The 15,192-nt window shown below is 64.7% G+C and carries 17 protein-coding genes; 8 read left to right on the plus strand and 9 right to left on the minus strand.

The window, feature by feature from the left end; all coding sequences use genetic code 11:
• Positions 1-187: 187 nt before the first annotated feature.
• Together FFS68_RS11125 and FFS68_RS11130 are read left to right on the plus strand one after the other, a co-directional pair.
• Complete coding sequence (locus FFS68_RS11125) at positions 188-1,345, plus strand: FRG domain-containing protein (RefSeq protein WP_137753270.1); 1,158 nt, start codon at positions 188-190, stop codon at positions 1,343-1,345.
• A gap of 65 nt (positions 1,346-1,410) precedes the next feature.
• Positions 1,411-2,415: a hypothetical protein gene (locus tag FFS68_RS11130; protein ID WP_137753271.1), complete on the plus strand. Its 1,005-nt coding sequence runs from the start codon at positions 1,411-1,413 to the stop codon at positions 2,413-2,415.
• Between the two features lie 41 nt (positions 2,416-2,456).
• On the opposite strand, the gene FFS68_RS11135 is transcribed toward FFS68_RS11130, so the two are convergent.
• Positions 2,457-2,777, minus strand: coding sequence for a hypothetical protein (locus FFS68_RS11135; protein WP_137753272.1), 321 nt, complete (start codon positions 2,775-2,777; stop codon positions 2,457-2,459).
• A gap of 426 nt (positions 2,778-3,203) precedes the next feature.
• On the opposite strand from FFS68_RS11135, the gene FFS68_RS11140 reads away from it, so the two are divergent.
• Positions 3,204-3,515: an antitoxin Xre/MbcA/ParS toxin-binding domain-containing protein gene (locus tag FFS68_RS11140; RefSeq protein WP_137753273.1), complete on the plus strand. Its 312-nt coding sequence runs from the start codon at positions 3,204-3,206 to the stop codon at positions 3,513-3,515.
• On the plus strand, positions 3,512-3,745 hold the full coding sequence (locus tag FFS68_RS11145) for a hypothetical protein (RefSeq protein WP_137753274.1): 234 nt from the start codon (positions 3,512-3,514) through the stop codon (positions 3,743-3,745). Before FFS68_RS11140 ends, FFS68_RS11145 begins: the two co-directional genes overlap by 4 nt.
• Before the next feature lie 9 nt (positions 3,746-3,754).
• On the opposite strand, the gene FFS68_RS11150 is transcribed toward FFS68_RS11145, so the two are convergent.
• The gene (locus FFS68_RS11150; RefSeq protein WP_212742349.1) at positions 3,755-4,768 is read right to left on the minus strand and encodes a GlxA family transcriptional regulator; all 1,014 of its coding nucleotides are present in this window, start codon (positions 4,766-4,768) and stop codon (positions 3,755-3,757) included.
• Between the two features lie 138 nt (positions 4,769-4,906).
• On the opposite strand from FFS68_RS11150, the gene FFS68_RS11155 reads away from it, so the two are divergent.
• From FFS68_RS11155 to FFS68_RS11170, 4 genes are all read left to right on the plus strand, one after another.
• The gene (locus FFS68_RS11155) at positions 4,907-5,734 is read left to right on the plus strand and encodes an alpha/beta hydrolase (RefSeq protein WP_137753275.1); all 828 of its coding nucleotides are present in this window, start codon (positions 4,907-4,909) and stop codon (positions 5,732-5,734) included.
• 58 nt (positions 5,735-5,792) lie between these two features.
• Positions 5,793-6,569 (plus strand): SDR family oxidoreductase, encoded by a 777-nt coding sequence (locus tag FFS68_RS11160; RefSeq protein WP_137753276.1) that lies wholly within the window; start codon positions 5,793-5,795, stop codon positions 6,567-6,569.
• A gap of 12 nt (positions 6,570-6,581) precedes the next feature.
• Positions 6,582-7,079 carry a hypothetical protein gene (locus FFS68_RS11165; protein ID WP_137753277.1) on the plus strand — a complete coding sequence of 166 codons (498 nt, stop codon included), beginning with the start codon at positions 6,582-6,584 and terminating at the stop codon, positions 7,077-7,079.
• 126 nt (positions 7,080-7,205) lie between these two features.
• Complete coding sequence (locus FFS68_RS11170) at positions 7,206-8,177, plus strand: nitronate monooxygenase family protein (protein ID WP_137753278.1); 972 nt, start codon at positions 7,206-7,208, stop codon at positions 8,175-8,177.
• Here the strand turns inward: FFS68_RS11170 and FFS68_RS11175 are convergent.
• From FFS68_RS11175 to FFS68_RS11205, 7 genes are all read right to left on the minus strand, one after another.
• Positions 8,167-8,652 carry an AHH domain-containing protein gene (locus tag FFS68_RS11175; protein WP_171003837.1) on the minus strand — a complete coding sequence of 162 codons (486 nt, stop codon included), beginning with the start codon at positions 8,650-8,652 and terminating at the stop codon, positions 8,167-8,169. The two genes, FFS68_RS11170 and FFS68_RS11175, sit on opposite strands and share 11 nt — an antisense overlap.
• Entirely contained in the window at positions 8,652-9,479 is an 828-nt protein-coding gene (locus tag FFS68_RS11180) for a hypothetical protein (RefSeq protein WP_137753280.1), read from the minus strand. Before FFS68_RS11180 ends, FFS68_RS11175 begins: the two co-directional genes overlap by 1 nt.
• A gap of 108 nt (positions 9,480-9,587) precedes the next feature.
• The gene (locus FFS68_RS11185; protein WP_137753281.1) at positions 9,588-11,549 is read right to left on the minus strand and encodes a potassium transporter Kup; all 1,962 of its coding nucleotides are present in this window, start codon (positions 11,547-11,549) and stop codon (positions 9,588-9,590) included.
• A 44-nt stretch (positions 11,550-11,593) separates the two neighbouring features.
• The gene (locus FFS68_RS11190) at positions 11,594-12,244 is read right to left on the minus strand and encodes a cytochrome c biogenesis factor (protein WP_137753282.1); all 651 of its coding nucleotides are present in this window, start codon (positions 12,242-12,244) and stop codon (positions 11,594-11,596) included.
• The gene (locus FFS68_RS11195) at positions 12,241-12,666 is read right to left on the minus strand and encodes a cytochrome c-type biogenesis protein (RefSeq protein ID WP_137753323.1); all 426 of its coding nucleotides are present in this window, start codon (positions 12,664-12,666) and stop codon (positions 12,241-12,243) included. Before FFS68_RS11195 ends, FFS68_RS11190 begins: the two co-directional genes overlap by 4 nt.
• A gap of 5 nt (positions 12,667-12,671) precedes the next feature.
• Positions 12,672-13,202: a DsbE family thiol:disulfide interchange protein gene (locus FFS68_RS11200; protein ID WP_137753283.1), complete on the minus strand. Its 531-nt coding sequence runs from the start codon at positions 13,200-13,202 to the stop codon at positions 12,672-12,674.
• Entirely contained in the window at positions 13,199-15,169 is a 1,971-nt protein-coding gene (locus FFS68_RS11205; protein ID WP_137753284.1) for a heme lyase CcmF/NrfE family subunit, read from the minus strand. The genes FFS68_RS11200 and FFS68_RS11205 overlap by 4 nt, the downstream gene beginning before the upstream one ends.
• Positions 15,170-15,192 lie beyond the last annotated feature (23 nt).

Here is a 15,192-nt window from a genome sequence, read left to right on the forward strand (position 1 = left end):
GCCCCTCGCTGCGCGAGCGGTCCCCCTCCCCATCGCTTCGCGACAGGGAGGAACCCAATACGAAACGACCACCAAAAATCCTCCCTGTCGCGAAGCGATGGGGAGGGGGACCGCTCGCGCAGCGAGGGGCGGAGGGGCAAACACCTGTAAGACTTAGCGGTATTGTCTCCCACGACATTGGCTTCAGATGGGCTGGACGAGCGCTATTCAGAAGTCCAAGATCGAACTCATGCAAGGACATTGGATTGGATTTCTCGATGGATCAACACCGGGCCACGTAGTGGTTGATCTGGACGAGCTGGCAGACCGATTTATCGGCACCGCACTGTTTATTCCTTCTGATCAAACCTTACCGTCAACCGCCGCATTCATTGATACGGGGAGCAAATCTGATCAGGTATCGATCACCGCCCCAATTTTTGTGGTGGACGAACGAGATCGAAGTATAATTTCGCCAGCTGAATACATGGTCAATCATCCGGATCTTGTTCATGCAAGCGATGCGGAAATTAAGCTGTCTAATGGCGCAGATGGTTTATTAGTTTCTTACAAGACAACTTTTAACTCTCAAGAAATATCGCAAGCCAAGGGTTTGCTTTACGGTTCTCATTGTGGCGACAAATCTACCTACAACCCGTCAGAACATATCACTTGGGAGAAATTTAAAGCAAAGGTGTCAGAATTTTCTCCTGAGGAATATGTATGGAGAGGTCAGCCGGAGCCATGGGCGCTGCAAACTTCCTTCCATAGGACGGGTAGGGTCAATCTTGATCGATATATAAAAGAAGACGTGCCAAGACTAAGGTCAGCTCTGCTTCCGCATACTACAACATTTTTGCATATTGACTCAGCCTTAGTTACTGGCGGATTGTATAGCCTCGCTCAACATCACGGCTTTCCGACCCCCCTGCTGGATTGGACTTATTCACCCTACGTAGCTGCTTTTTTTGCCCTCCACTCGTTGCCCAAATCCCCTGACCGAAAAGATTCCGTCGCCCGAGTTTTTGCGTTTCACCGAAGCGCTTGGCCCCAAGACCCAAACGCAGTCACCCATCTGGCACTCGCACGTCCTCACGTAACGCTTCAAGATCTCGTACCCCTTGAAAACAAAAGGGCATTACCGCAGCAGGCACTTGCAATGGTGAGCACCGTTCCCAACATCGAGGCATTGATCCGTTTTCAAGAGAGGCAAAATAATCAAACATATCTGACGCCTTTTGATCTCCCATGGAGTGAAAGAGATGTTGCGATGCGTGACCTTAGAACGATGGGGATAACTTCTGCGACCATGTTCCCGGGAATTGACGGCACATGCAAAGAATTAAGAGACCGCTATTTCGATTAGCTCTTTCCTACATTTAACCCATATGGTTCACTCTCTCGGTTCCCCCAACCGAAAAGGACGAATCGATGGACGACACCGACGACTATCCCGCCTTCCTCCCCGCCCCCGCCAGCTACCACTGGACCCCCAAACTCCAGCGCGACTTTCTCGAAAGCCTCGCCACCACCGGGTCGGTGAAAATTTCGGCGGCCAAGGTCGGCATGTCGCCGTCCGCCGTCTATCAGCTCAAGCAACGGCCCGCGGGCGCCGCGTTCAAGCTGGGCTGCGCTGCGGCGGTGCTGATCGCGCGCGGGCGGCTGGTCGACGAGCTGCTCGACCGCGCGATCTGGGGCTATGACGAAACCGCCGAGTTGCTGCGCGAAGAGGGGCGCAGCTTTGCCAAGCGCCGCCGCCTCGATTCGCGCCTTGGCCTTGCGATGCTCGCGCGGCTCGACAAGATGGTCGAAACGCGGGCGCTCGCAGGGGAAGAGATGCTGGCGCAGGTTATCGCGGGCGACTGGCCGGGTTTCCTGTCGCTGTTCGATGTCGCCCAGGCGGCGGCCGACGGCACCGGGGCCGAAAACGCCCCCGAAAACGCCGCAGCCGAAGGCCATGCCGCCGCGCTCGCGCTCTGGCTCGCCGGCCGCGACAACCGCGCCAACCCGCTCGCCACGCTGTGGAAAGACAGTGCATTCGCGCGTGAAGTTGCGCAGTTTTCCGCTGATTCCGCCGCCGCCCCCGATCCCGTCCCTGATCCCGATGCGATGTGGGTGGGCGGGCCGACTCCCGAAGCCTTTGCCGCCCGGATGAGCGTGTGGACCGACCATGAAACGGGCGAGCGGCGCACCGATTTCCCGCCGCCCGACGGTTTCATCGGCATCGAGCAGGGGAAATTCGGCGACTTTAATTATGAACGCACCATCGATGCCGCCGAAGCCGAGGCATTCGCGGCGGTGTGCGAGGCCGACCTGGCGCCGGTGCGCCGGGCGGCCGAAGCCGCGCGCCGCGTCTTTTTCGGCCTGCCCGCCCCCGCCAATGATCGCGAGGGCAAGTCCGCGGGCGCAAAGACGCAGCAATCCGCCAGCGGCTAAATCCTCCCCATCGCTGCGCGACAGGGCGGACGATCATCGGCTCAATCCACCACCCAATAATCGGGCGCCCCACCGGGTTCATGCCCGCGGCGGCACACCACGGCGCCGTCGTGCAGCAATTCGGCCCACGCGCCGACCGGTTCGCGCGCCATCATCGCCAGCGCCGCGGCGACGTCGGTCGCCTCGAACGCGACGCGCTTTTCCACGCCGAACCACGCATCCTGGTAACGCAGGACAAAGGTGGTCATCGGCGGGCCAGGATCGGAATCGGGCTCGGGATTCGGCTCGGAATCGGCCGGGCGCGGCAGGCAATCGCAATCGCCGTCGGCGCGGCCATGCGGCGGTGGCAGGGGAATTTTCATGGGGGAAACCTTCGTTGGGGGGCGCGAAGGGGCAGTGCCGCGGGTCAGTTCGGCCAAGACCGCCGCCGGGGGCGAAAGAATTTGGTTGGCGATGCGTCTCCTCACCACGCAAACCCCCGAACCGCACCGGCCGTTGCAAAGGGGGCCGAAGTGACAATCCGGGAGAATATGAAATTCAACATCTTTTCATTGCCATAGACAGGCCGGGCGGCGGGTCGCCATTCGACGAGTGTCCGCCGCCCATCGACGAACGGTTCGCGTGCCATGCCAACCGGCGCAGGCCGCGCCGCGCGCCGCTGTCTTACAATTCATGCGCCGCATCCCCATATTGTTAGGATCGCGGCACCGCTTTGGATGCATCGCCGCGGCTGGGAGACATCATGCTTCCGCTTGCCCGCCCCCATATCTTTACAGGAGCCGCGCCCGATGACGTCCGACCCCAGCCAAGCCGAACAGCCCGACGCCGCCGCGACCGCGGCCCCGGCCCGCGCGCGCACCAACACTCATTTCCGCCGCAACCGCACCCCGCTCGCGCGCGATGACGCCAAGCGGCAGGGCGACATCAGCCAGCTCGCCTTTCTGACCATGGGGGGCCGCGACCCCGCGGTCGCCTTCCTCAACACTGACAATCCCGCGCTCGGCGGCCGCCCGCTGGCGGTCGCGACCGCCAGTGCCGAAGGTTATGAACAGGTCGCGACCGCGATCCGCGCCATGGCGCCCGGCGCCGACCCGCCATGAGCCGCGCGATGAACGTGTCGCTGGCCGAGGCCGAGGTCACCGCGCTGTGCCTGTCGGCGGGGGTCGCGATCAGCGCGATCGAACCGCTGCCCGCGGGCGGTACGCGCCTCGTCTGCGTCTCGCCGGTCGGCGCCGACAAGATGCGCAAAAAGCTCAAAAAAAGCCTGATCGACGGCGCCGTCACCCGCCACCGCTTTTACCGCGCGCCGGGGTCGGACGGGGGATATTAGGGGGCGGCTTTACGCCACTTCGGCCAGCGACTGCGGGGTTGCGAAACGCTGGCGATATTCATTGGGTGACAGGCCGATGATGCGATGGAACAATTTGCGGAACGCCGCGGCATCCTCATATCCGACGCCCCATGCGATCTGGTCGACGGTGCGGCGGGTGAATTCCAGCAACTCGCGCGCCTTGCCGACGCGCAGATGCTGGACATATTCGACTGGGGTCATGCCGGTGGCGGCCTTGAACCGGCGCTGGAAGGTGCGCTCCTCCATTCCCGCCTCGCTGGCCATGGCGGGAACCGCAACCGGCCCGGTACCGCGCGCCTGCAACCAGTGCTGGACGCGCAATATCGCCTCGTCGCCATGGGTCAGTCGGGGGGCAAAACTGGCGTAATTCCGCTGCTCCCGCCCGCCCGGGTCGATCAACAGGAAACGCGCGGTTTCCATCATCACCGTCGGCCCCAGCAACCGCTCGACGATCCGCAGGCCCAGGTCGGTCCAGGCCATCAACCCGCCGGCGGTGACGATGTCGCCATCGTCGATCACCATCCGGTCGACCTCCAGCCGCACATCGGGAAAGCGGGCCCTGAACTGCTCGGCAAAAAACCAGTGCGTCGTCGCCGGCCGCCCCGCTAGCAGCCCGGTGGCGGCCAAGGCAAAGGCGCCGCCGCAATTCGACGCCAGCACCGTGCCCTGGGCATGGCGGTCGAGCAGCCAGCGGGCATAGGGCTCGACCTCGCCGGGTTCGAGCAGCTTGTGCAAACTGCCCGGCGCGATCAGCACCGCCGGCGAATTGGCGGCGGGCTGGTCGGGGTGGCTGTCGTAACAGCGGGCAAAGCCGCCGCCGTCCAGCAACCGCCAATGGCTGGCGCGGATCGGCGGGCGGCCATGGTCGACGGCAAAGCGCCCGGCGATGTCGAACAGGTCGGTGATGCCGTGGACCATGCCGATCTGGCAATCGGGGTAGGTCATCATGCCGACCTCGATCAGCGGCATCGTCGCGGCGTCCGCCACCTTCAGCTTGGGCATATCGGCTCCCCGTCGTTTGGTTTGTCGGATTTGAACCGCATAATGTCGTGTCCGCCAATCCCATGCAAGCCCGGCGCGGCCTAAATGGGTGTCATCGGGACGGACACCCCGCCCCTCCAGACCGAAAGGAACCATGCCATGACCACGATCACCACCACCGACGGCACCCACATCTTCTACAAGGACTGGGGTCCGAAGGATGGCCAGCCGATCATCTTCTCCCACGGCTGGCCGCTCAGCGCCGACGCCTGGGACGCCCAGCTGGTCTATTTCGCCAATCAGGGTTTCCGCACCATCGCCCACGACCGCCGCAGCCATGGCCGTTCGGACCAGGTCTGGGAAAACAACAACATGGATCAGTACGCCGACGACCTCGGCGAGTTGATCGAACAGCTGGACCTGAAGGACGTCATCCTCGTCGGCCACTCGACCGGTGGCGGCGAAGTCACCCGCTACATCGGCCGCCACGGCACGGCGCGGGTCGCGAAGGTCGCGCTGATCGGCGCCGTGCCGCCGCTGATGCTCAAGACCGAAGCCAATCCGGGGGGCCTGCCGATCGACGTCTTCGACGGCATCCGCAAGGGCACCTTTGACAACCGGCCGCAGTTCTTCAAGGATCTGACCATGCCCTTCTACGGCTATAACCGCGACGGCGCGGTGGTCAGCGAAGCGGTGCGCGACGATTTTGTGCGGCAGGGCATGAACGGCGGCCTCAAAGGCCTGCTCGACAGCATCCGAGCCTTTTCGGAAAGCGACTTCAACGACGATCTGACGAAATTCGACGTCCCGACCCTCGTCCTCCACGGCGATGACGATCAGATCGTGCCGATCGGCGCTGCAGCGCTTTCGACCGTCAAGATCGTCAAACAGGCAGTGCTCAAAATCTACGAAGGCGCCGACCATGGCCTGACCGTCACCCACCAGGACCGCTTCAACGCCGACCTTCTGGATTTCATCAACAGCTGATACAGGGAGGGCGCGGTCCAACGAGGCCGCGCCTCCTCCTTCATCAAGGAGACGCATCATGACCAAGCAGAGCTTCCTCATCACCGGCGCATCGGACGGCATCGGCGCCGTCTATGCCGACCGGCTGGCCCGCCGCGGGCATAATCTGATCCTCGTCGCGCGCCGCGCCGACAAACTCGCCGCCCTCGCCGACCAGCTGCGCCGCGACACCGGCGTCGCGGTCGATGTTATCGCCGCCGATCTTGCCCAGCCCGACGACCTCGCCCGCGTCGAAGCGCGCCTCCGCGACGACGACACGATCACCGGCCTGATCAACAACGCCGGGATCGCGGGCGAAACCAGCTTTGCCCAGGCCGACCCCGCCTATCTCACCGGAATGATCGATCTCAACATCGTCGCGGTGACGCGGCTTTCGGCCGCCATCGCACCGCGGCTGGCGGCAAAGGGCGCAGGCGCAATCGTCAACATCACCTCGGTCACCGCGCTGATGCCTGACGGTTTCACCGCCGTTTATCCCGCCAGCAAAGCCTATGTCCTCGCTTTCACCGAAGCATTGCAGGTCGAGCTCGGCGCCCAAGGCGTGCGTGTCCAGGCGGTCCTGCCCGGCATCACCCGCACCCCGATCTGGGATGAGGCGCAGCTGGCGAATATCCCCGCCGACATGGTGATGGACGTGAACGACATGGTCGACGCGGCGCTCGCAGGTTTCGATGCGGGTGAGGTGGTTACCATCCCGGCGCTCCCCGACATGGCCGACTACGACGCCTATATCGCCGCCCGCGCGGCGCTTCGCCCCAACCTCTCGCGCTCGCGCGCCGCGCCGCGCTATCTGTAAAGGAGACGTGCCATGATCCTCGGTTTGACCATCCCGCAATTCACCGCGCTCCATGTGGCGATCAGCCTGGTCGGCATCGCGGCCGGCCTGATCGCCCTTCCCGCCTTCGCCCGGGGCCTTGTCCTGCCCCGCACGACCGGCATCTTCCTGTGGACGACCTTGCTCACCAGCCTGACGGGGTTTCTGTTCCCGATCGTCGCTTTCACCCCGGCGCTTGGCGTCGGCATTCTCTCGACGCTAATCCTGATCGTCGCCTTTGCCGCCTATTATCGGGGCAAGCTCGCCGGGCGCGCGGCAACCGCCTATGCGATCACCGCCACCCTCGCACTCTACCTCAACCTGTTCGTGCTGGTGGTGCAGTCGTTCCTGAAAGTCCCCGCGCTCAACGCGCTGGCCCCGACCGGAACCGAACCGCCCTTTGCCATCGCCCAGGGCGTGCTGCTCATCGCGTCGGCCGCGTTCGGCTACGCCGCATTCAAGGCGGCACGGCGTCGATCCACCGCAGCCTGACCGCCAGGGGCATCGCGGGCAAGGGCGGCGTCGGCCGCCTTTACCTGTTGCGACCTCGCCAACCCCTCTTGCACCACCTTCCGTTTACGTTAAGGTCAGTTGCAAACCGCTACCGGAGAGTGATTCATGGCCCTGCCCCCGATTTTCGACCGTCTGCGCCTGCCCGTCATCGGCTCGCCTTTGTTCATCGTGTCGGGACCGGAGCTCGTCATCGCCCAGTGCAAGGCGGGTGTCGTCGGCAGCTTCCCGGCGCTCAACGCGCGCCCGCAAACGTTGCTCGACGAATGGCTGCACCAGATCACCGAAGAGCTGGCGGCGTGGGACCGCGCCAATCCCGACCGGCTGTCGGCTCCTTACGCCGTCAACCAGATCGTCCATAAATCGAACGACCGGCTCGAACAGGACATCGCGACCTGCGCGAAATGGAAAGTGCCGATCACCATCACCTCGCTCGGCGCGCGCGAGGAACTCAACCAGGCGGTGCATGGCTGGGGCGGCATCACGCTGCACGACATCATCGACGACCGCTTTGCGCGCAAGGCGATCGAAAAGGGCGCCGACGGCCTGATCCCCGTTGCCGCGGGTGCGGGCGGCCACGCTGGCCGTCAGTCGCCGTTCGCGCTGGTCCAGGAAATCCGCGAATGGTTTGACGGCCCGATCGCTCTGTCGGGAGCGATCGGCCATGGTCGCTCGGTCTTGGCGGCGCAGGCATGCGGCGCCGACCTTGCCTATATCGGCAGCGCCTTCATCGCCACTGCAGAGGCCAACGCCGACGAGGGATATAAAAATGGCATCGTCGATGGCCGCGCTGGCGACATCGTCTATTCGAACCTGTTCACCGGGGTGCACGGCAATTACCTCCGCCAATCGATCGTTGCTGCGGGCATGGACCCCGACAATCTGCCGGAGGGCGATCTCAAGACGATGAACTTCGGCTCGGGCGGCAATACCAAGGTCAAGGCGTGGAAGGATATCTGGGGATCGGGTCAGGGCATCGGTCCGGTCAGCGCGGTCCGCCCCGTCGCCGAATTCGTCGCCGAACTCGAGGCACAATATCTTGCCGCGCGCCGCGAGCTGGAGGCAAAGGTCAGGCTGTAACGCCCCCGAACAGCCGCTCGATCGCGTCGTCCAGATAGGGGCGGTCGACGAACAGCCGCATCGGATCGCGGCGGTTGAGCCAGAACCCGGCGCCGTGCCGGTCGGTCAGCGCGCGGCGCGTCACATCCTGCAACAGGCGCAGCCGCATCACCGCGGTCCGCCGCGCGGTGCGCACGTCGGTCGGCGCGTGCAGCGCAAAATGTGCCCTGATCCGCTCGACCCGCGCCGTGACGACATCGCTATAGCCCCGATGCGGTCCGCGATGCAGCGCATGGCCCGACAGCAGTGCGGCCGGCTCGCTCGCGGGCAGCATCACCCCGTTGCGGCGGAAATGCTCCAATGCAAAACCTTCGCCCTGTAACTGGTCGAACATTGCTATCATCTGTCCCCGGTGCAGCAGGGCGATCGGAATGAGGTGGTGACGCTGGAACCCGGGTTGTGGCGGCGGCGCGCCCTGCCACCCGCGGCGCGGCATCAGTGATCGGTGCCGAACTCGACCACCACGGTCGATCGCTGACCACCCGCCGCCGTTTGCGGCAACAGGTCGATCCATTCGCCCGCTTCCAACCCACGCATCGTTCGCGTGCCGCGAACCGGGCCATTCAACATCATGTCGAGCGCCAAGCGTGACAGCCGCCGCACCATTTCGGCCACCGTCCAACCACCGGGTATCCGCGCCTCCAGCTCCTGCCCGGCAAATAACGCCAGCCCCCGCGTCCCCATGCTGGCGCCCGCTGCGTCCTCGCGGCGCCGGAAAGCGATCAGATGCAGCACCGGTGGCATCCCACTGGTCAGCATCTCGGCAATCGAACCCCGGAATTGCTGGGCGTCCGACCACAGCCGCGCCGGTGACCAAAAAATATGACTGGCATCGAACAGGTCGATCAGCAGCACCATCATCTTGAAGAACTCGCGCATCCGCGTCGGCGGTTCGGTTGACATCGCGGGATCGTCGTCGCTTTCGGGGACGAACATCCAGCAATGTCCACCCTGACGCCAGTCGCGCGGCAGGCTTGCGGCCAGCAGGCTGGTCGACGGGTGGTCGGGATCGGCGGCATCCAACGCGGCGTCGGCAGCGCGGCCGGCCAAAACCGACGCCGCACCGAACCGCAGGCGAAAACGCGGCGGGGCGATCAGAGCCCCTGCCCCGGACGGGCCATCATCGACCCGTTCCGGACGCAATCCCATATGGCGCAGTGCCGTTTCCAGCGCATCGGCGGACCCGCGCTGCATTGCGTCCCCGACAATCAGCGCGAAGGGTTCCGGCGGCACCGGCAGGATCAGAGCGTCACTGTTGCCCACATCCATATCGCTCGCCGACCTCCATCGGTTCGCGCTTGCATTGCAAGACTGGCGGCAATGTTCAAACGCTTAATCCAACATGTCGGTAAGTTAATATTCGCGAGCAGATCAGATCGCGACCTGGCTGCCCAATTCCACCACGCGGTTGGTCGGCAGGCGGAAATATTCCATCGCGCTTTCCGAATTGCGCAGCATCCACGCGAACAGCTTTTCGCGCCAGATCGGCATCCCGGGCTTGCTCGCCGCAATCAGCGTCTGGCGCGACAGGAAAAAACTCGTCTCCAGCATCTTGAACTCGCCGCCGCAACTCGTCACGCGCTTCAGCGCGTCGGGGACATCGACCGGCTGCATGAAACCATAATTCAGGATCAGGCGGTGGAACCCCTGCCCCAGATCCTCGAGCGCGCAGTGATTTTCCTCGCGCACGAACGGCACGTCGGCGACCTTGATCGTCAGCAGGATGATCCGCTGGTGCAGCACCTTGTTGTGCTTCAAATTGTGGAGCAGCGCGTGCGGCACGCCGTCTGAGCTCGACGTCATGAACACCGCGGTGCCCGGCACGCGGGTCGCGCTGTTCGCCGCCGATTTGACGAACACCGGGATCGGCATCGCGCCTTCGGCCATTTCCTGCTGCATCAGCTTGCGCCCGCGCGACCAGGTCGTCAGCAAGGTGAAGATGACAAGGCCGATCGCCAGCGGCACCCAGCCGCCATCGGGCACCTTGATCAGATTGGCGCCGAAATAGGCGATGTCGACGATGAAAAACACTGCCAGCACGGGCAGCGCCTTCCAAGCAGGCCATTTCCACAGCGTGAAGAGCACGACCGACAGCAGGCAGGTGTCGATGAACATCGCGCCGGTCACCGCGATGCCATAGGCGGCGGCCAGATTGCTCGACGATCCAAAGAACAGCACCAGGATGATCACCATGATCATCAGGAACCAGTTGACCACCGGGATATAAATCTGCCCCGCCGCCGACGCGCTGGTGTGCTCGACGCGAAGACGCGGGATGAAGCCCAGCTGGATCGCCTGCTGGGTCAGCGAGAAGGCGCCCGAGATCACCGCCTGGCTGGCAATGATCGTGGCGAGCAGCGCAAGGATGACGACCGGCACCTCAAGAAACTCAGGCATCATCTGAAAAAACGGGTCGGAAATCAGATCGGCGCGCGGCCCGGCTTCGGCAGCAAGCACCATTGCCCCTTGCCCCATATAGTTGAGCATCAGGGCCGGCAGCACAAAGGCGAGCCAACTCATCCCGATCGGTCCGCGCCCGAAATGGCCCATGTCGGCGTAAAGCGCCTCGGCGCCGGTGACCGCAAGCACCACGGCGCCCAGCGCAATAAACGCCGTAAACCCGTCGACGTAGAAGAACCGCAGCGCATTCACCGGATTGATCGTCTCGGCAATAATCCACGGATTATCAGCGATGTGCATGATCCCGAGCCCGGCCAGGGTGACGAAATACAGCAGCATGATCGGCCCGAACAAGGCCCCGACCTTGGCCGTGCCATAGGATTGAATCGCGAACAGTCCGATCAGGATGGCGAGCGCGATCGGCACGATATAGGGGGCAAAGCCCGGATCGATATACCGCAGCCCCTCGGTCGCCGAGAGCACCGACATCGCCGGGGTAATCATGCTGTCGCCATAAAAAAGCGCGGTTGCGAACACCCCGAGCAGGATGATCGGCCAGGTCCAGCGCTTCTCGCCCGACGACCGGCTGATCAGCGCGAGCAGCGCCAGGCTGCCGCCCTCGCCCTTGTTGTCGGCCTTCATGATCGTCATCACATATTTGAAGGTGACGACCAGCATCATCGACCAGAACACCAGGCTCAGCACGCCATAGATGTGCAGCCGGTCGGGTTCGATCGGGTGATGCCCGGCAAAGGTTTCGCGGAAAGCGTAGAGCGGACTCGTGCCGATGTCGCCGAACACGACGCCGACCGCGCCGACCGCCAGCTTCAGCTTGCCATCGCTGGCGTGGTCATGGCCGTAATGGCCGGCGTTGGCGGCAGTCGGCGCGGCCCTTTCGGCGCCGCCCGCCCCGGTTTGCGACTCAGCAGTCATCGCGAGCCTTTAGACGAGCGAGCGGGGTTGGAATAGCATCCATATCAGGGGGTTTGTCCCATCACGGGCGGCGACTGCGGCCCGAGCGCCTGCCGAAGCTGCGCCAGCCGCATTTCGAGGTCGGGGCGCCAGGGCGCATCGGCGGGACTGCGCGCGAGCAACTGGCTCCATACCGCCTCCGCACCCTTCAGATCGCCGCCCTGCGCCAGCGCCAGCCCGGCAAAAAACGGCGGTGCGGGGTGGGTCGGGTCGCGGCGCGCCGCCTCATCGAACGCCAGCGCCGCCGCCGGGGACATCATCCCGCCGCCATGCGCCGCCAGCGCATTGCCCAGCCCGACCCATAGGTCGACATTGTCGGGATATGTCTCGAGTCCCTTTTCCAGCGTTTGCGCCGCCAATTCGGTCTTGCCGGTGCGCGCGAAGCCGTCGGACATGCCCAGCCACTGCGCCGCAGGGCCAAAACGATCGGCCATACCCTGCCGCTGGTCGGTGAGTGCCTCGCCAAACCCCGCGGGCTCCTCGGGCGCGGCGACAGGCTTGCCCGGCAGCGCCGGGCTGCCCTGCAGCGCATAGCCAGCCAGCCCCAGCATGACCGCGGCGCCCGCCAGCGGCCGCGCCGCGGCGGGCAGCCTGCCCAGCACAAATATCGCAGCAATGGTCAGCAATGCCGCGAGCATGACCCACAGCCAGATCATGCGCCGTCCTCCGCATCGTCACTCGCGCCGCGGCGGAAGCGTCCGAACGCCAGCCAGCCGCCGAGCAGCAGAAAGAGCAGCGGCCCCAGCCACAGGAACGCCGTCGCACCGTCAAACGGAGGATCGTAACTCACCCAATTGCCATAGCGCGCGACAAGCCACGCCTTGATTTCGTCGGGACTTTCCCCCGCGGCGATCTTGCTGCGCACCTCGTGCCGCATGTCGCCCGCAAGCGGCGCATCGCTGTCGGCGATCGACTGGCCCTGACAGACCAGACAGCGCAGTTCCTCCATCAGCGCCTTCGCGCGCGCTTCCTTCGCCGGATCGCGCAGCTGTTCATAGGCGTAGGGCGCGGGCGGCAGGCGGTCCTGCGCCGCCAGCGGCACGGAAAACGCACCCAGCACGCAGAGCAGGCCGAGCATCAGCCTCACTTCATCGCCTCCAGCTTCGCCACGATTTCGGGCACCTGGTCGGCCAGGATCACGCCCTGAATCTGCTCGCGAATGATGCCCTTGCCGTCGATCAGGAACGTTTCGGGCACCCCCGACGAGCCGAGCGCGATCTGGACGCTACTCTGCATGTCCGATCCGATGCGGTCGAAGGGGTTGCCATATTCGCGCAGAAACATCGCGACATCCTCCGGCCGATCGCGGATCGCGATACCGTCGATCGGCACCCCCGCGGCTTTCAAGGCTTCCAGCTGCGGCGCCTCGGCGCGGCACGGGATGCACCAGCTGGCGAACACATTGACCAGCCGCGGCCGGCCGTCGGCCAGCTGGCTGCTCTTCAACCCTTCGACCCCGGCGGTCGCGGGCGGCAGGTCGAACAGCGGCATCGGCTTGTCGATCCACTGCGACTGGATCAGCGTCTCGGCGGGCGTGACCAGCCGGTAGATGAAGGCGCCGAACAGCAACCCCATGATCGCCAGCGGCACAAAGAGAACCCAGCGGTTGGTCATGGCGCAAAGCGCTCCTCTGATTTCCGGCGGCGCCGCGCACGCCAGATACCCAGCAGTTGCGCGCGGCCAAGCAGCGACAGCGCCGCACCCAGCGCGATCAGTCCGCCCCCAAGCCAGATCCACCACACCAACGGCTTCCACCACAGGCGGATCTGGTAGCGGTCGCGCGTCCCGTCGTCGCTGGTCACCGGTTGCCCCAGCACCGCATAGAGCTGCCCGCCCGGCCGCGTCAGCAGCGCCGCCTCGTTGGTTTCGGTCGGCGCGGTTCCCATCAGGCCGGGGAAGGTCCGCGCCTCGGGCCGCATCGTGAACGACGCCCCAGCCGAGGTCGTCGCGACCAAAGTCCCTTCGATCGCGGTATAGTTCGGCCCGGCGATGGGTTTGACCCCGACAAATTTGACCGCGAAATCGCCGACCTTCACCACGTCACCCGGCGCCGCAGCGACCAGCCGTTCCTTGATGAAGGCGCTTTCGGCGCCCATCCCCGCGAGGCAGACCGCGACGCCGAAATGCGCGATCACCATGCCCCAGGTCGGCAGCGGCGTGCGGCGGAGGTTGCGGCCCCACAGCGGCGCCAGGCTGGCGACCGCGACGACCCCGGCGACGGTCATGCCGAGCAGCGGCAATATCCCGACCTTCCCGCCAAACAGGATCAGCGCGAACAGCACCGCCGCCCCGGCAAAGATCGCCAGCGGCAGGCGCGACCACATCTTCTTGCCGTCGTCCCTGCGCCAGCCGAGCAGCGGTCCCGCGACCATCACCAGACACAGCGCCAGCGCCAGCGGCCCGGCGACGCGGTTGTAATAGGGCGGCCCGACCGAAATCTTCTCCCCCATCGCCTCGGCGACGATCGGATAGAGGGTGCCGAGCAGGACGAGCGCGAGGATCGTCGTCAGCAGCAAATTGTTGATCACCAGCGCGCCTTCGCGGCTGAGCAGCGCAAACTTCTTCCCCTCCGCCACGCTTCCCGCGCGCAAGGCGAACAGGGTCAGCGCGCCGCCGATATAGATCGCCATCAGGACGAGCAGAAACGTCCCGCGCTCGGGATCGACCGCAAAGCTATGCACGCTCGTCAGCAGCCCCGAGCGCACGATGAAGGTGCCGACCATCGACATCGAAAAGCCGATCACCGCCAGCATCACCGTCCACGCGCGCAACGCATTGCGCGTCGCTGTCACCGCGACCGAATGGAGCAAGGCGGCGCCTGCGAGCCAGGGGATCAGCGAGACATTCTCGACCGGATCCCAGAACCACCAGCCGCCCCAGCCGAGCTCATAATAGGCCCAGTAACTGCCCGCGGTGATCCCGATGGTCAGGAAGATCCAGCTGAACAACACCCACGGCCGCATCGCGCGGGCGAAGGCCGGGCCGATCTCGCGCGTGATCAGCGCGCCGACGGCAAAGCTGAACGCGACCGACAGTCCGACATAGCCGACGTAAAGCGTCGGCGGATGGAAGGCGAGCCCGATGTCCTGCAGCAGCGGATTGAGCCCCTGCCCGTCGGGCGGCGCCACCGGCAACCGGTTGAACGGGTTCGACGAAAAGATCAGAAAGGCGAAAAAGCCGAGCCCCAGCGCGGCCTGCGCGCTCAAGGTCGCGATCAGCGTATCTTCGCGCAACCGCTTTTCAAACAGCGCGATCAGCGCCCCCGACAGCGACAGGATCGTCAGCCACAACAGCATCGATCCTTCATGATTGCCCCAGGTTCCGGCGATCTTAAAGATCATCGGTTTCAGGCTGTTGCTGTTGCGCGCGACCAGCTCGACCGACATGTCTGAGCGTATGAACAGCGCGATCAGCAGGCCGAACGCGGTCGCGGTGAGCACCCCTTGCGCGACGCTCGCCGGGCGGACCAGCGCCGCCAGATCCTTGTGCCCGCCGCGCAGATACAGCGTGCCCGCGACGAGCGACAGGCAGGCGAGCGCCGCCGCGATCCAGAGGAGGGCGAGGCCGAGTTCGGCGATCATATAGCGTCGCCCCAGCGAAAGCT

The organism is Sphingopyxis sp. L1A2A, from assembly GCF_005502465.1.
Classification (GTDB): domain Bacteria; phylum Pseudomonadota; class Alphaproteobacteria; order Sphingomonadales; family Sphingomonadaceae; genus Sphingopyxis.